We start from the raw sequence: 19,886 nt of genomic DNA, 5'->3' as shown, positions 1-19,886 counted from the left end.
GGGGCGGTGGGCATGGCTGTGGAATAATCGCGACTATATTGTGGAAACGATGACCATATTGTGGACAGCCACGACAAGTTGAACATTTCGGATAAGCCGGACATTGCGGCCGTGCCGGCCACAACGGACAAGCCCGGCGTGGCCGGCACGGCCGCCTTTGCAAAATTCATGACGGTGCTGCAGGTGGTGGCCGACGCCTCCGCGGCGCCCGCCATGGCCGACCTGGTGCGGCTCAGCGGCTATCCGCGTCCTACCGTCTACCGGATCGTCGCCGCCCTGGTCGAGCAGGGCATGCTGGCCGAAGCGCCGGTTGCAGCCGGCGTGCCTGGCCGCTACCGCCTGGGCCCACGCCTGATCCAGCTGGCCAGCCGCGCCTGGTCCCAGCTGGACCTGCGCAGCGCGCTGGCCGACGACCTGCGCGCACTGCGCGATGAAACCGGCGAAACCGTGCATCTTTCGGTACCTGCGGGCCACGAGATGATCTACATCGACAAGCTGGAAAGCCAGGGGCCGGTGCGCATGGCATCGCGGGTGGGCGGTCGCCTGGCCTTGCACTGCAGTGCCGCGGGCAAGGCGTATATGGCGGCGTTGCCGCTTTCCACAAGTGATTCATTGGTCGATGCCCTGGTCTTGACGCCTTGCATGCCCAACACCATCACCCGGCCGCCGGCGCTGCGCGAGGAACTGGCGCGCATACGTGAGCAAGGCTATTCGATCGACAACGAGGAAAACGAGCGCGGCATCGTCTGTTACGGCGTGGCCATTGCCGGGCCCGATGGCCGGCCGCTGGCTTGCGTCAGTGTCAGTACCTTGAGTTATCGGCAGCAGGGCGTGCCGGCCGCGCGCTATGTCGCGCCGCTGCTGCGCCTGCGCGACATGGCGCGGCGCCGGCTGGCGCTGCCCTTGCATGAGGCTTCTTGAATCCCTCATGGCTTTGAATATGCAGACAATCTGGCCGTCGCGACGGCTCCCATCCACTTCCATTGCCATCTCCGAGACCTTATGAGCGACGCTACCCTGGATATCCGCCAACGCAAACTCGCCACCCTGCTGGGTGCCCGCGTGGTGCCCGTGCTGCGCTATGGCGACGCCGCTACCGCGGCTTATGCGGCCGAGGTGGCGATCGCCGCCGGTTGCACCACGCTGGAACTGACCTGGACCATTCCCGATGTCATCGACCTGGTGCGCGCCCTGCGCGACAAGCACGGCGCCACATTGCTGCTGGGCCTGGGCACGGTACTGGAAGAAGACCAGGCGCGCGACGCGCTGGTGGCCGGCGTCGATTTCCTGGTGTCGCCTGCCGTGCTGCCGGAACTGGTGCCGCTGGCCCATGCCGCGGATGCGCTGTGCCTGGCCGGTGCCTTCACGCCCACCGAAGTCGTGCAGGCCCGCCGCGCCGGTGCCGACGTGGTCAAGGTGTTTCCCGCCGAGACGGGCGGGCCGGGCCACCTGGCGGCGTTGAAGTCGGTGTTTCCCGACAGCGTGTTCTGCCCCACGGGCGGCGTTACCGCACAGAACATGGGGGCGTATTTCAAGGCGGGCGCCAGCCTGGTCGGTATTGGCAGCAATCTGTACGACAAGGCCGCTTTCGAGGCGCGCGATACGGCCGCGCTGGTGGCGCAGATCCAGCGCACGCGCGAGGCCGCCCATGGCTGATTTCGACATCGTCGCGCTGGGCGAGCCCTTGCTGGAGTTCAACCAGACGCGCCCCGGTCAGCCGGAGTTCCTGCAGGGCTTCGGGGGCGATACCTCCAACGCGGTGATCGCCGCGGCGCGCCAGGGGGCGCGCTGCGCGTACCTGACGCGGGTCGGCGCCGATGCGTTTGGCGAGCAGTTGCTGGCGCTGTGGCGCGCGGAGCAGGTCGACACCAGCGGCGTCCTGGTCGATGCGCAGGCGCACACCGGCCTGTACTTCGTTCAGCACGGTCCGCAGGGGCATGTATTCAGCTATATGCGGCACGATTCGGCGGCCAGCCGCATGCAGCCGGCGGATCTGGCGCATGGACTGGTGCAGCGCGCGCGTTTCCTGCACGTCTCGGGGATCAGCCTGGCCATCAGCGCCAACGCCTGCGATACGGTGTTTGCCGCGATCGCGCAGGCCCGCGCGGCGGGCACGCAGGTCTGCCTGGACTCCAATCTGCGGCTGCGTCTGTGGCCGGTGGACCGGGCGCGCGCCATCCTGCGCGAAGCCATCGGCCTGGCCGATGTGTTCCTGCCCAGCATGGACGACATGATGCACCTGACCGGCCATGAGGATCCGTCACGTACGCTGGACTGGATCCGTGCGGCTGGCGCGCGGGGCGTGGTGGTGCTGAAGCTGGGCAAGTCTGGCGCGGTGCTGGACGATGGCGAGCAGCGCCGGCCCATCGTCGGCCTGCGGGTGGCGTCGGTGGATGCCACCGGTGCGGGCGACTGCTTCGCGGGCTGCCTGCTGGCACGCCGGGCCCAGGGCGATGAGTGGTCGGATGCGGTGCGCTACGCCAATGCGGCGGCGGCCTTGTCGACGCAGGGTTATGGCGCCGTGCAACCGGTGCCGCGGCCGGATGCGGTGCGGGCTTTGCTGGCGGGGGGCTAGTCCAGGAGGCTTCCAGGCAGCTTCTTCAAAATCCAGGTAGAATGCCGGGTTTTCCTAAGTTGCCGCCAGCCTGGGTTTCCTCCAGCCGTTGCGCGGGCTTTTTTCCGCACTTCATGTGCTCGCTACCCTTGATGTGTCCGTCAGTGGACCATCGCTGATCGGAGAATCATCATGGCTGAACGCAAACGCACCCGCCGTAACACCCTCGAACGCCGCTGCCTGGGCAAGGCCTTCAAGCGCCTGTTCGTCAACTCGCCCAAGGGCGTGTTCAAGATGCTGGAAAAGATCAAGCGCGTGTAATCCCGCCTGGTTTCATCCAAAAAAAGGCCCTCCGGGGCCTTTTTTGTTTTTGGCGCCTGCCTGAAGCACCACGCCATTCAAGCTTGAACCTTCACGAATCGGCACCCAACGACGGCAGCCAGGCTGGACGTCGTCCGTGAGTTCATACGGGTGACGGGCCTGAATAGTCTGCTGGGGTGCAGCCTGCTCCCGCCGTGGCGCGGAAGTTCAGTCCTGCTCTGCCGCCTGGCCGTTGGCGGCTTCCAGGCGCGGGAGGATGAAGTCCATGAAGGCGCGGGTCTTGGCCGGCATGATGCGCGACGGGAAAACGGCGTACAGGGGCATGGGGGCGGCCGACCATTCGGGCAGGACGCGGCGCAAGGAATGATCGCGCGAAATGCGGCCTTGGGTGGCGGCATAGACGGGCAGGGGGGCGATGCCCATGCCCAGGCTGACGAAGTCGCTCAGCATGCCCATGTTGTTGGCCGTGACGCGGCCTTCGACGACGATGCGTTCCTGCGTGCCGTCGCGCGTCAGCAGCCACGTAGAGGCGGTTTCATTGGCATAGCCACGCAGGCATTCATGCGCACGCAGGTCCGCCGGCGTTGCAGGTTCGCCGTGGCGTGCCACGTATTCGTCCGACGCGTACAGATGCCGCGTCAGCGAGATCAGTTCGCGCACCTCCATGCCGTTGTTGGGCGTGCTGGGTTCGCCCAGGCGCAACATCACATCGAAGGGCGCGGCATGCGGGTCGGCGGCGCGCAGGCTGAGGTCGAGTTCGCATTCCAGCTCGGGATACAGGTCGGTGAATTCCTGCAGCGAATCCGACAACAACAGCAAGGCCAGGCTGTCCGGCATGCTGACGATGAGCTTGCCCTGCGGCTGGCTGGAAATGGACACCAGTTGCTCATGCGCGAAGCGGGCTTCGTCCACCAGGCTCTGGCAGCGCTCGAAATACACCTGGCCTGCATCGGTCAGGTCCAGGCGCCGCGTATTGCGATTGAGCAGCCGCATGCCTACGGCCTTCTCCAGTTCGCTGATGCGGCGGGATAGCGTCGACGTGGGCATGTCGAGCGCGCGCGCGGCAAGGCTGAAGCTCTTGCGCCGGGCGACTTCGACGAACAAGGCGATGTCGTTCAGTTGAACGTGGGCGGCGTCCATGCTCGGTCCAGAAAATTGATCACGCATTCTACTGCGCAGCAGACGGGAGGGAGGATTGGTGACCGGGGAAGGTTTTTTTATGGGGGTGACCCCCATCGCCCCCTTCTTGGGCTATCGCTCCGTAGGCTGAGGCGGTGGGCGGCTCCAGCGTCCCTGTCAGTTCTATCGCACGCTGGGAGGCAGGGTGGTGGGGACGCTTGCTGCGTGCCGCTGTCGCTATGGCACCGTGCTGGTGTAGGCGGCCAGGAGCGCCGGGTGATGGCGTACCTCCGCGGGCGTGCCGCGGGCGGTGATGGCGCCGGCATCCATGACCAGGACCTGGTCGGCCAGCATCATGACGAATTCGCGGTCGTGGTCGGCCAGCAGTATGGACATGCCGTCGGCGCGCAGCTTGCCCAGCAATGCCGCCAGGCTTTGTTTCTCCTCGGCCCGCAGGCCCGCCGTCGGTTCGTCCAGCAGCAGCAGGTAGGGATCCGCCGCCAGGGCCCGGGCGATTTCGAGCAGGCGCTGGCGTCCGGGCGGCAAGCTGGCGGCGGGCAGGTGCAGGCAATCGCCCAGGCCCACCCTTTCCAGCTGGCGCGTGGTCTCGGCCAGCAGGCGGGCTTCCTCGCGCCGGTCGGCATGGCAGGCGCAGGCGGCGATGCCATGCGTGCCGCGCAGATGCGCGCCCAGCGCGGCGTTGTCCAGCACGCTGCGCTCGCCCAGCAGCATGGCTTGCTGGAAGCTGCGGCTCATCCCCTGCGCGGCAACCCGCCGGGCACCGCAGCCCGCCACCGAGTCGCCCATGAACACGATCGCGCCGGTGGTCGGTGCCTCGATGCCCGACAGCAGATCGAGCAACGTGCTCTTGCCCGCGCCGGGCGGACCGATCAGCGCCAAGATGCTGCCGGCTTCGATGGCAAGGTCGATCTGGCGATTGGCCAGCAACCCGCCAAACCGGCGCGTCACCCGCACGGCTTCCAAAATGATGTCGCCGCGCGGCGGCAAGGGGCGGCGCGGCAGCGGTTCCGCCGCCATATTCACCTTGCCGTCCTCGCGTAGCAGCGGCAAGCGGCGCACCAGCATGGGCCACAATCCGTCGCGCCAGCGCAGGAACACTACCAAGGCAACCAGGGCAAGCACGATGATTTCCAGGCCGCCGTAGCCGATATAGGCGCCGGAGCCGCCCCCCACGCCCTGCAGCCACGCCAGCTCCCGCAGGCGCGGCAGCATGTCATGCAGCCATAGTCCCGCCCCGGTAAAGATCCCCGCGCCCAGCAACGCCCCCCAGACATGGGCAGAGCCGCCAACGATGGTCATGATCAGGTATTCCAGGCCCGCGCGCAGGCTGAAGGGCGCGGGATCGACATGGCGCTGCAGATGCGCATACAGCCAGCCCGCGATGCAGGCCTGCGCGGCGGCGATGAGCAGGATCACGAAACGCAGCCAGCGGCTGTCCACGCCCATGGCCTCCGCCATGGGGCGCCCGCCGCGCAACGCCCGCATGGCGCGGCCCTGGCGTGAGTCGAGCAGATTGCGCTGGACCCACAGGCCCAGCAGCAGCACCAGCCAGATCAGGTAATACATGCGGCTGGCCGTATCCAGCGCCACGCCGGCGATGCGGATGGGCGGGATGCCCACGATGCCGTCCTGTCCGCCCAACATGCCGAAGGCATAGGGAAGCGCCACGCCCCACGCGATGCTGCACATGGCCAGGTAGGGGCTGGACAGGCACACCGTCAGCGAGCCCAGCAGGCCCGCCAGCAGCAGCGTCAGCAGCAAGCCGGCCAGCAGCGCCAGCCAGGGCGATCCGCCCAGCCACGCCAGCCCGCCGGGCAGCGCCCCCGCCTGTGCCGTCAGGATGGCCGTGACGTAGGCGCCCACTCCGACGAAGCCGGCGTGGGCCAGGCTGATCAGCCCGCCGATGCCGGTGAGCAGCACCACGCCCAACGCCACCAGCGCCGCCAGGCCGATATGGTCCAGCAGCAGCACATAGCGCGTCGGCACCAGCGCGGGCGCGATCGCCAGCAACGCCAGCGAAGCGAATAGCAGATAACGCGGCCTCACCGCCGATTTGTTGGCGGCGGCGAGGCCTTTCACGGCAGGCGTTTCCAGGTACCGTCGCGCACCACGATGAGTTCGCGGCCGCGCGTGTCGAAGCCGCTGTGATCCTGCGGCGTCATGTTGTACACGCCCTGGGTGCCGACCAGGTCATGGGTCTGCTCCAGGGCATCGCGCAGCGCGCCACGAAATGCCGGCGTCCCCGGCTTGCCCGCGCGTGCGGCCTGCGGCACCGCGTTCTGCAGCAGCAGGCCCGCATCGTAGACATTGGCGCCGAAGGTGGCGGGCAGGGTCTGGTAGCGCTGTTCGTAAGCCGCGATATAGCGCTGCGCCACGGCCTTGGAGGGATGCGTGGCGGGAATCTCCGGCAGTACCAGCATCAGGCTGGCCGCCAGCACCGTGCCTTCCACTTTCTTGCCGCCCAGCTTGAGAAAGTCGGGCAGGGCGGCGCCATGGGTCTGGTAGAACCGTCCCTTGTAGCCTTTGTCCACCAGGGTGACCTGGGGTAGCACCGCGGCTGCGCCGGTGGCCGCAACCAGGACGGCGTCGGGCCGCGCGGCAAGCACTTTCAGGGCCTGGCCAGTGACCGAGCTGTCGTTGCGTTGATAGCGTTCCTGCGCCACGATGCGCAGCCCGTGATCCGCCGCCAGCGCGCTGAACACCTTGTACCAGTTCTCGCCATAGGCATCGCCCAGGCCGATGAAGCCCACCGTCTTGACGCCGTTGGCCACCATGTGGCCGACCAGCGCCTGGGCAATCAGGTCATCGTTCTGCGTGGTCTTGAAGACCCATTTCTTCTGCGCATCCATGGGCTGGACCACGGCCGCCGACCCCACCGGCGCCAGCAAAGGCACGCCGGCCTCGGCGGCGAAGGGAATCATTGCCAGCGTATTGGGCGTGCCGGGCGGTCCGATGATGGCATCGACGTGTTGCTCATCGATCAGCTTGTGCACCGCCGCCACTGATTGCGCGGGGTCGCTGGCGTCATCCAGGATGACGTAATCCACCGTCAGGTCGCCCAGCTTCGCCGGCAACAGGGGAACGGTGTTTTTCTGCGGGATGCCCACCATGGCCGTGGGGCCGGTGGACGAGGTGATCACGCCCACTTTCATCTGGGCGTGCGCGGGGCTGGCGGTCAGCAGGGCGGCGGCCAACAGCGTGCCGACGGTTCTCAACAGCATGGGGGTGAGGCTCCGGGAATTGGACTGATAACGGCGTGTCGCGGCGGTCTTGATTCAGGCGATGCGTCAATGGCGGTGCGCGCCATCGCCGATCCTCTGGCCTGGCTCGCCCTCGTCGTCATCGTCATCATCCTCGTCGTCGTCATCGTCCAACGCGGAAAGGTCCTCGTCCGTCAGGTCAAAGGGCAGCACGTCGATCAAGACGTCGGACCAGGCGGCTTCCTCGCCATCCTGGTCCAGCTTCACGAAACGCTCACCTTCGGTCAAGGTGATCTGCACGGCCCACAGATACAGGCAATCGAACGTCTCCTCGTCAGTGTGATCGAGGCCGCCGCGATTGCCCAGCAGGCGCGAACCGGGGCCGCCCATCTGCACGCGCACGGGGTCTTCGCCATCGTGGGCCGCGCTTTCCTCCAAAGGGATGCCGAAGGTGACCCATTCCAGGCCTTCCTCAGTGGCGTCGACCTCAGCCAGTACGGGCTTGCCAAGATAAGCGCTGAGCGCATCGGCGGTCTTGGCCAGCATATCCAGCTCCGCGGTCTGGAAGCGGGACACGGATGCAGGGGGCGTGGCTGAAGCGGACATAGCAATGATTCCTGGTAAATCTGCGTGATGAAACCGCCCGTTTGGCGGAGTCATACGCTGGGGCACAAGCATAACGAAAGTAGCTTGCAAGCAATATCGTCTTATTGTCGTCCTCCCAGGGGAAGGAGCGCAATCGCCAGCATCGGGCGCAGGCTGGCTACAATCGGGGTTTGACTCTCATCTCGTCCCTACATCCATGGCCCAATACGTCTACACCATGAATCGCGTGGGCAAGATCGTGCCGCCCAAGCGGCAGATCCTGCGCGATATCTCGCTGTCGTTCTTCCCCGGCGCCAAAATCGGCGTGCTTGGCCTGAACGGGTCCGGTAAATCGACCCTGCTGAAGATCATGGCCGGCGTCGACAAGGAAATCGAAGGCGAGGCAGTTCCCATGCCCGGCCTGAACATCGGCTACCTGCCGCAGGAGCCGCAGCTCAATCCCGAGCACACCGTGCGCGAATCGGTCGAAGAGGGCCTGGGCGCGGTGGTCACCGCCCGCAAGCGCCTGGATGAGGTGTACGCGGCCTACGCCGAGCCGGATGCCGACTTCGACAAGCTGGCTGCCGAGCAGGCCGAGCTGGAAGCCATCATCGCGGCGGCCGCTTCCAGCGGCTCCGACGACATCGAGCACCAGATGGAAATCGCCGCCGATGCGCTGCGCCTGCCGCCCTGGGACGCCAAGGTCGACAAGCTGTCCGGCGGTGAAAAGCGCCGCGTGGCCCTGTGCCGCCTGCTGCTGTCCAAGCCCGACATGCTGCTGCTGGACGAGCCGACCAACCACCTGGATGCGGAAAGCGTCGAATGGCTGGAGCACTTCCTGCAGAAATTCCCCGGCACCGTGGTGGGCGTGACCCACGATCGCTACTTCCTCGACAATGCCGCCGAATGGATCCTGGAACTGGATCGCGGTTACGGCATTCCCTGGAAGGGCAACTACAGTTCCTGGCTGGAACAGAAGGAAGACCGCCTGAAGCAGGAAGAGTCGTCCGAATCGGCGCGCCAGAAGACCATCAAGAAAGAACTGGAGTGGGTACGCCAGAATCCCAAGGGACGCCAGGCCAAGGCCAAGGCGCGCATGGCGCGTTTCGAGGAACTGTCCTCCTACGAATACCAGAAGCGCAACGAGACCCAGGAAATCTTCATTCCCGTGGGCGAGCGCCTGGGCAATGAGGTCATCGAGTTCAAGAACGTCAGCAAGGCCTACGGCGATCGTTTGCTGATCGACAACCTCAGCTTCCGTGTGCCGCCCGGCGCCATCGTCGGCATCATCGGTCCCAACGGCGCTGGCAAGTCGACGCTGTTCCGCATGATTGCCGGCCGCGAGCAGCCGGATTCGGGCGAAGTGGCGATAGGCCAGACCGTCAAGCTGGCTTATGTCGACCAGTCGCGCGACGCGCTGGAAGACGGCAAGACCGTGTTCGACGCGGTGGCCGACGGCGCCGACATCCTGACGGTGGGCAAGTTCGAAATGGGCTCGCGCGCGTACCTGGGCCGTTTCAACTTCAAGGGCGGCGACCAGAACAAGGTGGTGGGCCAGCTGTCGGGCGGTGAACGCGGCCGTCTGCACATGGCCAAGACGCTGATTGCCGGCGGCAATGTGCTGCTGCTGGACGAACCGTCCAACGACCTCGACGTGGAAACCTTGCGCGCGCTGGAAGACGCGCTGCTCGAATTCCCGGGTTGCGTGCTGGTGATCAGCCACGATCGCTGGTTCCTGGATCGTATCGCCACGCACATCCTGGCCTTCGAGGGCGATTCGGAAGTGGTGTTCTTCGACGGCAACTACCAGGAGTACGAAGAGGACAAGAAGCGCCGCCTGGGCGAAGAAGGCGCCAAGCCCAAGCGTCTGCGCTACAAGGCCTTGAAATAAGGCTTGCAGGCAAACAAAAGGCCCCGTGAGGGGCCTTTTGTTTCGAGGTCCCCGTCAGGGCTGGGGCATCTCGATCTTCACTTCCAGGATCTCCAGGGTGTCCTGGCGCTCCAGGTTCACCTTGATGTCGTCCGGATTGATCTTCACGTACTTGGAAATAACAGCGATCAGCTCCTTCTGCAATTGCGGAAGGTAGTCGGGCGATGAGCCATCGCGGCCGGAGCGCTCGTGGGCCAGGATGATCTGCAAGCGTTCCTTGGCAACGCTTGCCGTGTTTTTCTTTTGACCGAGCAGAAACGACAACAGGGACATTGCTTACTTTCCTCCGAAAATGCGCTTGAGGAAGCCCGGCTTGCTGTATTCGGTGAAACGCAGCTCTTTTTCTTCGCCCAAGTACCGCGCCACGACGTCCTTGTAGGCTTCGGACACGTCGGTGGCATTCAAGTGAATGGCGGGCAGGCCCTGGTTGGACGCCTGCAGCACCGATTCCGATTCGGGGATGACGCCGATCAGCTTTATGCGCAGGATATCTTCGATATCGCGCAGCGAAAGCATTTCGCCATCGGAAACCCGCTTGGGGTTGTAGCGGGTCAGCAGCAGATATTCCTTGACCGGCTCGTCACCTTGCACCGCGCGGCGCGATTTGGCGGCCAGAATGCCAAGGATGCGGTCGGAGTCGCGTACCGACGACACTTCCGGGTTGGTCACCACCAGGGCGTCGTCGGCGTAATAGGCAGCCAGCAGCGCGCCGGTCTCGATGCCGGCGGGCGAGTCGCAGACCACGTAGTCGAAACCCATTTCCTTCAGGTCGTCGATCACCTTACCCACGCCTTCCTGCGTCAGCGCATCCTTGTCGCGCGTTTGCGAGGCGGGTAGCACGAACAGGTTGTCGAGTTGCTTGTCCTTGATCAAGGCCTGCTTCAGCGTGGCTTCGCCCTGGATGACGTTGACGAAGTCATAGACCACGCGGCGTTCGCAGCCCATGATCAGGTCCAGGTTACGTAGGCCGACGTCGAAGTCGATCACCGCGGTTTTGTGCCCGCGCATGGCAAGCCCCGATGAAAAGCTGGCGCTGGTGGTCGTCTTGCCTACCCCGCCCTTGCCGGAAGTGACCACAACTATACGCGTCATGACTCAATAGCCCTTATGTTCGGAACAAATCGCAGTATCGTAATGCAAAAAAGCCGACGACCTTGCGGGTAGTGCATGCTTCTTACAAGTTATATGGATCGGTTATTTGATCAGTAGTGATCGGTTATTCGAATTGCTGCGTGCACTAGGATTTCAAGGCTTCCAGCCGCAGGGTGTCCCCTTCCAGCCTGACCAGCGCCGGCTTGCCGTGCAGCGTGGCGTCCAGCTTGTCTTCGATGACGCGATAGACGCCGGCCACGGCCAGCAGTTCGGCATCCAGGTGCGTCGTGAAAATGCGTGCCGTCGTATCACCGCGCGCGCCCGCCATGGCCTTGCCACGCAGGGGGCCGTAGACGTGTACATTGCCATCGGCGATCACTTCGGCACCCTGGCTGACCATGCCGATCACCACCAGGTCCGAATGGCGCGCGTAGACGCGCTGGCCGGAACGCAGCGGCCGCGTGATGACCAGCGCCGACGACGATTGCGGATCGGTGGCGGTCGGCGCGGCGGCCGACGTGGTGCTGCGCGCGGCGCGTTCCGGAATGGGCTGGCGGGCGGGCGCGGCGGGCAGGCCGGCGGCATTGCCACCATTGCCGTTCCTCGCGCCGGCACCTTCGGCAGGCTTGCCGTTGCGCTGGCCGGCATTGGCGCCGCCGTTGCCACCGTTTTTGCCACCATTTTTGTCACCAGCGCCGGTTCCGGCCCCGTTCGTCTTGGCTGCGTCTTCCTTGGCCACCTCGGCCTTGCCGTCGGCAGCGCTGGAAATGGGCGCGGCGCCGGCGGCCGCCGTCCCGGTGCCGCTGATCACCTTGGCGGCGGTCTCGGCTTCGGCGGGCGTGGCGGTGGGCTCGGGCGCGGCCACCAGGTCGGCCGCGGGCTGGGTGGGCATGGGGGGCGGTGCGCCGCCCGCGTCGGCCTGCTGCGGCGCACGGGGCGGCGGCGTGGACAGTTCGACGGCCGCCAGGCCCGCGGCGAGCGCGGCGCGCAGGTTGTCGCCTTCGGCCACGACGCCGATGGGAGGCAGCTTGTGGCCGCGCAGGGCGGTCACCAGGGCGGCCCAGTCCACGGGGGTTTCCACGCGGCTGGCGTCGATGACGACGGGCTCGTTTTCGAAGAAGCTGCCGGCGTCGGCCATGCGCTTGTCCAGCGCGGCGGTCAGTTGCGCCAGGTCGGCATTGTGCAGGACGACGCGCACGGCATACAGCGTGGCGCTCTTGAAATCTAGGGCTAGGGTTGCGCTATTCATTTGGTTGGAGCCCGGACTAGGGGACTCCGGTTGCGGAATAGCGAGGAATGATAACCGAGGCCCCCCTCGGTCATCGAATAGTTTGCGCATTTCGGCGCGCTTGGATCGCGGTGTAAGGAGGAGCTACGTATTGCGAGGAGCTACGTAATCCGCGAATGGGGCGGGTTCCGTTCGTTTATTGTTGGAATTGGTTCACCAGCACTCACCGCGAGGAGTCCTCCATGTCTCACCCCAACCCACCGCAACGCCCGACCGGCCTCAGCGGCCAGGAAGAAGAAGATCTGCGCGCTCGCGAAAAAGGCTATGACGATGAAGCCAGCGCCTTGCCCGAACCGGATCCCGACGCGCACGCGCGGTCCGACCCGCCTGCGCCCTCATTGGAGCGCCACCGGCCTTTGGCGGATGCGGAAAAGGGCGGCATGTTGCCGCGCCGCGGCACGGCAGCGCCGCCCCTGGATGATCCGGACGACGACGATCCGGCGCCTTGATATGCCCGGCTCGGGCCTGTCCCCGCGTTTGCCACTGGGCGTCAGGGCTGGAACAGGTTAGCCCTGCCCTTGCTGACGCGAAAGGTGGCTTGCGATAGGGCCAGCCGCCGGCCATCGGCCGGCGCAGTGTCCTCTTAGCCCTGGCCCCACGAATCCTTCAACGTCACCACGCGATTGAGCACGGGGGCTTGCGGCGTGGACGTGCGGCTGTCCGCGACGAAATAGCCCAGGCGTTCGAACTGCCACGTGGCGCCGGAGGCCAGGTCCGTATTCGGCTCGATCCAGGCTTGCACCGTACGGCGCGAGTCGGGATTCAGCGCGGCCAGGAAGTCCTTGTCGCCGCCATCCGGATGCGGATCGGCGAACAGGCGGTCGTACAGATGGATCTGCGCGGAAACGGCATGCGCCGCGCTGATCCAGGTGATGTTGCCCTTGACCTTGACGCTGTCCGCGCCCGGCGTGCCGCTGCGCGTTTCCGGCAGGTATTCGGCATGCACTTCCACCACATTGCCGTCGGCATCCTTGACGCAGCCCGTACAGCGCACGACGTAGCCGTACTTCAGGCGCACCAGGTTGCCGGGGAACAGGCGGAAGTATTTCTTCGGCGGCTCTTCACGGAAGTCGTCCTGCTCGATCCACAATTCGCGCGACAGGGGGAATTCGCGCAAGCCTTGCGACGGATCGTGCGGATTGCGCGGCGCCGTGCAGGTCTCGACCTGGGCTTCGGGGTAATTGGTGATGACCAGCTTGAGCGGCTGCAGCACGGCCACCGAGCGGGGCGCCACGGGATCCAGTTCGTCGCGCACTGCCGCTTCCAGCAGGCTGTAGTCGATACGCGAATCGGATTTCGACACGCCCGTGCGGTCGCAGAACAGCCGGATGGCCGAGGCGGGATAGCCGCGCCGGCGCATGCCGAACAGCGTGGGCATGCGCGGGTCGTCCCAGCCGTCCACATAGCCTTCGCGCACCAGTTGCAGCAGCTTGCGCTTGCTGGTGACGATGTAGCTGATGTTCAGGCGGGCGAATTCATATTGGTGCGGCAGCGGCTGCGCCAGCTTGCCCAGTTCGGCCAGGCGTGTCAGCGTCCAGTCGTAGAAGGGGCGCTGATCCTCGAATTCCAGCGTGCAGATGCTGTGGGTGATGCCTTCCAGCGCGTCTTCAACCGGATGGGCCCAGCTGTACATGGGATAGATGCACCACTTGTCGCCGGTGCGGTGATGGATGGCGTGGCGCACGCGGTACAGGACGGGATCGCGCAGGTTGATGTTGGGCGAGGCCATGTCGATGCGGGCGCGCAGCACCAGGCTGCCATCCGGATGCTTGCCGTCGCGCATTTCCGCCAGCAGGTCCAGCGACTCCTGCGCGGGGCGGTCGCGCCAGCGCGAATTGGTGCCGGGTTCCGTGAGCGTGCCGCGGTTGGCGCGGATTTCCTCGGCGCTCTGCTGGTCGACGTACGCATGGCCGGCCTTGATCAGGGCCTGGGCGAAGTCGTACATGTAGTCGAAGTAGTCGCTGGCGAAATACAGCTGCTCGGCGCCCTCGGCGCTTTTCCAGTCGAAACCCAGCCAGTGCACCGCGTCGATGATGGCGTCGACGTACTCCTGGTCCTCCTTTTCCGGATTGGTGTCGTCGAAGCGCAGGTGGCAGGTGCCGCCGTAGTCGCGCGCCAGGCCGAAATTCAGGCAGATGCTCTTGGCATGGCCGATGTGCAGATAGCCGTTGGGTTCGGGCGGGAAGCGGGTGCGGATGCGGGCCGGATCCGGCTGGCCGCCGGCCTGCACGCTGGCCGGGCCGGGCACGCCGGCCCAGCGCTTGGCCTGGAAACGGTCCGCCTTGAGGTCGGCTTCAATGATGTGGCGCAGGAAATTCGGAGCGGCGGGAGTCGTCGGAGCGGTCGTCATGCTGTTACGTCGGGGCAGCGGTAAAGGGACGATTTTGCCACGTCCGCGCCGGCAAGGTCTGTGAAACGGGTAGAAACCGGTACTTTACGCACCGAATACGGCAAGTCGCTCTACACTAGCGCGCATCATGATCCTTCCCCCTTTACTTCTGGGCCGGGTGCAATTCACCGTCTGCCTTGGTTTCCTGGCGTTTTTCGTGGCGCTGGGCCTGGCCCTTTCGTGGCTGTTGCTGTATTTCAAGCTGAAAGCCCGCTTCAGCGGCAATGCCGGTTGGACCGCCGCCTACCGGTTCTGGGTGCGCATCTTCGCCCTGGCTTTCGTGTTGACCCTGGCCGCCGCCGTGCCGGTGCTGGTGCAGCTTGGCACCATCTGGTCCGGCCTGATGGACCGCATCGGCAATGTCGCCGGCCCTTTGCTGGGTTTCGCGGTGCTGTCGGTATTCGCGCTGAAGTCCTGCTTTCTTGGCGTCATGCTGTTCGGCCAGCGCCGCGTGCCCGAGTGGGTCCACACCCTGGCGGTGTTCATGGTCGCCCTGGGGCAACTGGTGGCCGTCTTCTTCGTGCTGGCGCTGGTGTCCTGGATGCAGACCCCCGATGGCGCCGTGGCGCTGGACGGGCGCTATCAGGTGTTCGACTGGATGGCGGTGTTGATCAATCCCTCACTGAAATTGACAGTGGGCATCAACCTGCTGCTCGCGGCGCTGACCGTCTGTTTCATGATCATGGGCATCACCGCCTGGCAGGCCTTGCGCCGGCCGCTGGATGACGGTGAACGCCTGGGCTTTCGCGCGGCGCTGGTGATCGCGTGCCTGGCCATCGTCGCCCTGGCGCCGGCCGGCCTGAAGGCGGGCCAGATGATTGCCCATTACCAGCCCGCCAAGGCCGCTGCCGCGGCCGCTTTCTGGCACGACGGCGACAGCCCCGACCTGGTCCTGTTCGCCTGGCCCGATGCCGAAACCGGCAGCAATCTGGCCAGCGTGTCGATCACGGGTGCCGCGCAACGCTGGCTGGGCCGCAACGTCAACGGCAAGCTGCTGGCACTGGAGAATTTTTCCGGCATGCAGCCGCCGGTGGCGATCACTTTCTGGTCCTTGCGCATCATGGTGGTCATGTGGGCGCTGATGTTCGTGGCTGCCTGGGTCACCTTGCTGCGCCTGCGCAAGCGCGGGCTCGATCCCGCCGTGCTGTCGCGCGGGTGGTTGCGCGTGCTCAGCGCGCTGACGTTTTCCGGCGGCATTGTGCTGCTCGCGGGGTGGGTACTGACGCTGGCCGGCCTGCAGCCCTTCATCGTCAACGGCGCCGTCACGCAGACCGAAGTCCTGGGGGCAGCCACCGGGCGCGGCCTCATGTACGGCACCGTGGGTTATATCCTGCTTTATGGCCTGCTGCTGTGGGCCTTCGTCGGCATGTTGTTCCACGCCGCGCGCTACGGCGTGGTGCCCGTGCGCAAATTCGCCAGGGCCGCCGCATGATCGCCGCTTTTACTTCGCTTGCCGCTTCGCTGGGGCTGAGTCCGGACGACCCCGGCTTCTGGATGCCCCTGGCCTTCATGGCCATGCTTTTCGTCCTGGTCGTGGCCGGTACCGTGCTCGATGGCTTCGACCTGGGCGTGGGCATCCTGCTGCAGTTGGCGCCGGCGTCGGAGCGCGGCCGCATGATGACGCTGCTCAGTCCCTGGCGCGATGCCAACGAGTTCTGGATGTTGCTGGGCGTCGGGCTGTTCGCCGCCGCCTTTCCCTTTGCCTGGGGCGTGGTGTTGGGGCAACTCTATACGCCCTTGACCCTGTTGCTGCTGGGTGCGGTGCTGCGCAGCGTGTCATTTGAATTCCGCTTCCGCGCCCGCAACGAGCACAAGCCGCGCTGGCTGTTCGCCTTCTGGATAGGTTCCCTGATGACGGCGTTCGGCCAGGGCATGGTGCTGGGGCGCATCGCCACCAATTACCAGGGCCTGCCGGGCTATACCTTCTTTTCCGTGTTCGTCGGGCTGTGCGCGGTGGCGGGTTATGTGTTGCTGGGGTCGACCTGGCTGGTGATGCGGGTCGAAGGCGATTTGCAGCGCCGCGCCGTGAACTGGGCGCGCCACGCCATCCGCTGGACGGCCGCGGGCATGGTCGCGATCGCGGTCACGCTGGGGCTGGCCAACGCCGGCATCTTCTATAAATGGAGCAATCTGGCGCACCTGGGGCCCGCTGTCACCACCTGGGGCGCCATGCTGCTGGGATTCGTGATGACGGAGATGGTCCTGGCGCGCCTGCCGACGCGGGCAGAGCGCTTCAGCTGGGTGCCCTTCGTGCTGTGCGTGGGCCTGTTCCTGCTGATGATGGGCGGCCTGGCCTACAGCCTGTTTCCCTATCTGATCCTGGACGATATGACGATCTGGGACGGCGCCGCCGCGCCCGGCTCCTTGCGCCTGGTGCTGGCGGGCGCCGTGGTGGCAATTCCGCTGATCCTGGTGTTCAACATCCTGGCGTACCGCTCGGTGTTCGGCAAGGAGAAGCCGCCACGGCTGGCCTTGCCGGGCGGCGACCGGTAGCGGTCAACCTGGTGGGCAGGGCCCCGGCCCCGTCCCAGACAATAATCAGCCCGGTTCTAGCGGCAGGAGACGGTCAACCTGCCTGCAGGGGCAGGGCGATTTCAACGCTCAGGCCACCCCAGGGGGCCGCGCCCAGCGTCAGCGTGCCGCCGTGCGCGCGCGTGATGGCATCGGCCAGTGCCAGGCCCAGACCCACATTGCCGGAGCGCGTGCGGGCATCGTCCAGCCGGGCGAAGGGACGCAAGGCTTCCGCCCGCCGCTCCGCCGGGATGCCCGGGCCGTGGTCGGCGACGGTCAGGATGGCCTGGCCCGCGCGTGCCGCCAAGGTCACTTCCACCGGCGGCGCGCCGTGATGCAGGGCATTGCTGATCAGGTTGTCCAGCAGCCGCGCCAGCGCTACGGCATCGCCTTGCAGCGTCATGACAGTGTCCGGCGCCATGGTCAGATGCACCGGTGAACCGGCGCCTTCCCAGTTATGCACTCGCTCGACCACCCATTCCGCGAAGGGGATGGGCGCGTAGCGGTAGCCGGCCGGATCCGTACCGCGCACGAAGCCGATGAACTGGTCGACCATGTGCTGCATATCCTGCAGGTCCTTGCGCAGCCCGTCCTTCAGCACGGGATCGTCGGCCATTTCGATGCGCAGCCACATGCGGGACAAGGGCCCTTTCAGGTCGTGCGGCAGGCCGGCCAGCAGGGTGCGGCGTACCGATTCCGATTCGGCCAGGGCGTCCAGCATGGCGTTGAAGCGTTCGCCCAGCACGCGGGTCTCATGCGGCCCGGACGGCGTCACGCGTTGCGGCTGCCCCGCTGCCAATTGATCCGCGGCATGGGCCAGGCGGGTGATGGGGCGGGTGATGGTCCAGGAAAAACCGGCCGCCAGCAGCAGCACCACGCCCAGGCCGCCCAGCCAGGCGACGATCAAGGGCGTGGGGGCGGGAGGATCCAGGCGATCGACGGGGATGACCAGCCATTCGCGCAGGCGCGGCGCATCTTCGCTGCTGGGATTGTTGGCCAGGGAGATGAAGACTTCGGGTGTGGGGCCGCGCGACAGGGCCACGCGGGTGCCGTCGTTCAAGCGCCGGTTGAGCTGGCGCACGAGTTCGCGCAGGTCCTTGCGGGTGTCGTCTTCGGGGCCGCCGCGGCGGTCGTAGAAGCGGTCGCGGCCGCCGCCTCGTTCGTCCGCGCCAGGGCGTGAACCTTGGCTGCCGCTGGGGCCGTTGGGACCTCCCGGACCGCCCAGGCTACCGCTGCGTCCGGGACCATTTGCATCGCCTGGGCCACCGCTGCGTCCGGGACCATTCGTATCGACCGGGCCGCCGTTGCGGCCAGAGCCAGTAGTGGCGCCCGGGCTTCCGGGGCGTCCAAGGTTTGTGCTGTCGCTGGGTCCGCCGGGGCCGCCGCGTCCGGGCCCGTTGCCGCTGCCGGTGCCGGGCAGGCCGTTGGCGTTCGGCATGTTCTGCGGATTGGCCATCGGGGGAGGGGACGGCGGCGGTGGGGGCAGTCCGCCCCAGTTGAAGCGTTGAATCTGCGCTTCGGCTGGCAGGGTACGGGCCCACAGATGCCATTGGCCTTGCGAGGCATCGCGCACGAAGTCCGAGCGGTCTTCAGCCGGAATCTCCGAGAGCGCCGCGCGCAGGGTACGGATGGTGGTGGCGATGTAGTCCAGCGCGACGTCTTCGAGATAGCGGTCGCGATAATGGGCGCCGATGACCAGGGTGGAGGCCTGCGCCAGCAGCACGCAGCCGAGCACCAGCAGCACCAGGCGCGCGCGCAGGGAGCGGGGCAACAGCTTGCGGAACGAAAAGGACATTTATCGGGTCGGGTTGGCGGATTTGGCAGTCGTGGACCACGCCGGCCAGGGCGAAAATGCCTGCGCTGGCCGGGGCGAGAGGGCCTGTGCTGGTCAGGGCGAGAAACGATAACCTATGCCCCAGACCGTCTGGATCCAGCGGGGCTGTTTGGGGTCGTCCTCGATGGCGCGGCGCAGGCGCAGGATGGCGATATCGATGGCGCGGTCGTTGCGTTCGCCGGCATCGTCGTCGCGCGCCAGGGCCAGCAGGCGTTCGCGCGACAGGGGCTTGCCGGCATTGCGCACCAGGGCTTCCAGCAGATTGATTTCGCCGCCGGTCAGCTTGACCACGGTTTCCTCCCGCAGCAGTTGGCGGGTGGACGGGTCGAAGGTGAAGGGGCCGAAGGTCACCGGCGCGTCACGCGTCAGGGCCGAGGGGCCGCGCTTGCGGCGCAGCACGGCTTCGATGCGCGCCAGCAGTTCGCGGGGGTCGAAGGGCTTGCCCAGGTAGTCGTCGGCACCGGCTTCCAGGCCGATGATGCGATCCACCGCTTCGTCGCGGGCGGTCAGCAGGATCACCGGGATGTCTTCGCCCTGTTCGCGCAGGCGGCGACAGGCATCGGCGCCATCGCCGCCGGGCATCATGCGGTCCAGCACCAGCAGGTCGGGCGCGTAGCGCGCGATCCGCGCGGCCAGGTCGCTGGCATCCGGCGCCAGCAGGGTGTCGTAACCGTGCCGGTTCAGATAATCCGCCAGCAATTGGCGCAGGGCAGGGTCGTCGTCGACGACCAGCAGCTTGGTGTGGGGGGTAGACGTATCCATGGCGCTCATATTGTTATGGTCCTGCCGCGCACGCAAGGGGCAGGAAATCGATTGAAATATACGCCGGCCGGAGCGGGATCAACCTCGCTTAGACGCCACCCCGTGCGGTCCGCCATTTTGCCCCGGCCTTCGCCTGCCGGCCCTGACCCGGCCCAGCCTCGGCCCAGCCTCGGCCCCGACCCGGCCCGGCCCGGCCTCGGCCCCGGCCCGGCTCAGCCCCGGCCCGGCTCAGCCCCCGGCCCGGCTCAGCCCCCGGCCCCGGCCCCGGCCCCCGGCCCCG

At 66.4% G+C, this 19,886-nt stretch carries 18 protein-coding genes; 8 read left to right on the top strand and 10 right to left on the bottom strand.

The features are described 5' to 3' along the window. Positions 1–168 precede the first annotated feature (168 nt). From CEY05_RS12250 to CEY05_RS31920, 4 genes are all read left to right on the top strand, one after another. Entirely contained in the window at positions 169–921 is a 753-nt protein-coding gene (locus CEY05_RS12250) for an IclR family transcriptional regulator (protein WP_088599182.1), read from the top strand. A gap of 81 nt (positions 922–1,002) precedes the next feature. Then, positions 1,003–1,656, top strand: a complete 654-nt coding sequence (locus CEY05_RS12245) for a bifunctional 4-hydroxy-2-oxoglutarate aldolase/2-dehydro-3-deoxy-phosphogluconate aldolase (protein WP_088598628.1) — start codon at positions 1,003–1,005, stop codon at positions 1,654–1,656. Continuing rightward, the gene (locus tag CEY05_RS12240) at positions 1,649–2,575 is read left to right on the top strand and encodes a sugar kinase (protein ID WP_088598627.1); all 927 of its coding nucleotides are present in this window, start codon (positions 1,649–1,651) and stop codon (positions 2,573–2,575) included. Before CEY05_RS12245 ends, CEY05_RS12240 begins: the two co-directional genes overlap by 8 nt. 171 nt (positions 2,576–2,746) lie before the next feature. After that, positions 2,747–2,875, top strand: coding sequence for a hypothetical protein (locus CEY05_RS31920; protein ID WP_255361982.1), 129 nt, complete (start codon positions 2,747–2,749; stop codon positions 2,873–2,875). A gap of 207 nt (positions 2,876–3,082) precedes the next feature. Here CEY05_RS31920 and CEY05_RS12235 read toward each other — a convergent pair whose 3' ends face one another. The 4 genes from CEY05_RS12235 to CEY05_RS12220 all read right to left on the bottom strand — a co-directional run bounded on the left by CEY05_RS12235 (position 3,083) and on the right by CEY05_RS12220 (position 7,821). Continuing rightward, on the bottom strand, positions 3,083–4,015 hold the full coding sequence (locus tag CEY05_RS12235; RefSeq protein ID WP_088598626.1) for a LysR family transcriptional regulator: 933 nt from the start codon (positions 4,013–4,015) through the stop codon (positions 3,083–3,085). Positions 4,016–4,231: 216 nt separating this feature from the next. Next, entirely contained in the window at positions 4,232–6,094 is a 1,863-nt protein-coding gene (locus CEY05_RS12230; protein ID WP_233161498.1) for an ATP-binding cassette domain-containing protein, read from the bottom strand. Beyond that, positions 6,091–7,236: an ABC transporter substrate-binding protein gene (locus tag CEY05_RS12225; protein WP_088598625.1), complete on the bottom strand. Its 1,146-nt coding sequence runs from the start codon at positions 7,234–7,236 to the stop codon at positions 6,091–6,093. The genes CEY05_RS12230 and CEY05_RS12225 overlap by 4 nt, the downstream gene beginning before the upstream one ends. A gap of 66 nt (positions 7,237–7,302) precedes the next feature. Beyond that, positions 7,303–7,821: a hypothetical protein gene (locus tag CEY05_RS12220; RefSeq protein ID WP_088598624.1), complete on the bottom strand. Its 519-nt coding sequence runs from the start codon at positions 7,819–7,821 to the stop codon at positions 7,303–7,305. Positions 7,822–8,017: 196 nt separating this feature from the next. On the opposite strand from CEY05_RS12220, the gene ettA reads away from it, so the two are divergent. After that, positions 8,018–9,691, top strand: a complete 1,674-nt coding sequence (gene ettA / locus CEY05_RS12215; protein WP_088598623.1) for an energy-dependent translational throttle protein EttA — start codon at positions 8,018–8,020, stop codon at positions 9,689–9,691. A gap of 54 nt (positions 9,692–9,745) precedes the next feature. On the opposite strand, the gene minE is transcribed toward ettA, so the two are convergent. The 3 genes from minE to minC form a co-directional block, all read right to left on the bottom strand. Beyond that, the gene (gene minE, locus CEY05_RS12210; RefSeq protein ID WP_088598622.1) at positions 9,746–10,003 is read right to left on the bottom strand and encodes a cell division topological specificity factor MinE; all 258 of its coding nucleotides are present in this window, start codon (positions 10,001–10,003) and stop codon (positions 9,746–9,748) included. Between the two features lie 3 nt (positions 10,004–10,006). Then, on the bottom strand, positions 10,007–10,822 hold the full coding sequence (minD, locus tag CEY05_RS12205) for a septum site-determining protein MinD (RefSeq protein WP_088598621.1): 816 nt from the start codon (positions 10,820–10,822) through the stop codon (positions 10,007–10,009). Between the two features lie 145 nt (positions 10,823–10,967). Further along, entirely contained in the window at positions 10,968–12,071 is a 1,104-nt protein-coding gene (gene minC / locus CEY05_RS12200) for a septum site-determining protein MinC (protein WP_088598620.1), read from the bottom strand. Between the two features lie 221 nt (positions 12,072–12,292). Between minC and CEY05_RS12195 the strand changes: the two genes are divergently transcribed. Further along, positions 12,293–12,559 (top strand): hypothetical protein, encoded by a 267-nt coding sequence (locus CEY05_RS12195; RefSeq protein WP_088598619.1) that lies wholly within the window; start codon positions 12,293–12,295, stop codon positions 12,557–12,559. A gap of 134 nt (positions 12,560–12,693) precedes the next feature. On the opposite strand, the gene CEY05_RS12190 is transcribed toward CEY05_RS12195, so the two are convergent. Continuing rightward, the gene (locus CEY05_RS12190; RefSeq protein ID WP_088598618.1) at positions 12,694–14,460 is read right to left on the bottom strand and encodes a glutamine--tRNA ligase/YqeY domain fusion protein; all 1,767 of its coding nucleotides are present in this window, start codon (positions 14,458–14,460) and stop codon (positions 12,694–12,696) included. Positions 14,461–14,587: 127 nt separating this feature from the next. Here CEY05_RS12190 and CEY05_RS12185 point away from each other — a divergent pair, with 127 nt between their 5' ends. Next, positions 14,588–15,931, top strand: a complete 1,344-nt coding sequence (locus CEY05_RS12185; protein ID WP_088598617.1) for a cytochrome ubiquinol oxidase subunit I — start codon at positions 14,588–14,590, stop codon at positions 15,929–15,931. After that, on the top strand, positions 15,928–16,992 hold the full coding sequence (locus CEY05_RS12180; RefSeq protein ID WP_088598616.1) for a cytochrome d ubiquinol oxidase subunit II: 1,065 nt from the start codon (positions 15,928–15,930) through the stop codon (positions 16,990–16,992). Before CEY05_RS12185 ends, CEY05_RS12180 begins: the two co-directional genes overlap by 4 nt. Before the next feature lie 73 nt (positions 16,993–17,065). On the opposite strand, the gene CEY05_RS12175 is transcribed toward CEY05_RS12180, so the two are convergent. Continuing rightward, positions 17,066–18,805 carry a HAMP domain-containing sensor histidine kinase gene (locus CEY05_RS12175; RefSeq protein WP_233161497.1) on the bottom strand — a complete coding sequence of 580 codons (1,740 nt, stop codon included), beginning with the start codon at positions 18,803–18,805 and terminating at the stop codon, positions 17,066–17,068. Between the two features lie 93 nt (positions 18,806–18,898). Then, entirely contained in the window at positions 18,899–19,606 is a 708-nt protein-coding gene (locus CEY05_RS12170; RefSeq protein WP_057656245.1) for a response regulator, read from the bottom strand. Between the last annotated feature and the right edge of the window lie 280 nt (positions 19,607–19,886).

This window comes from Achromobacter sp. HZ34, from assembly GCF_002209485.1.
Lineage (GTDB): Bacteria > Pseudomonadota > Gammaproteobacteria > Burkholderiales > Burkholderiaceae_B > Bordetella_C.
This window is presented reverse-complemented; position numbering and strand designations above follow the sequence as displayed.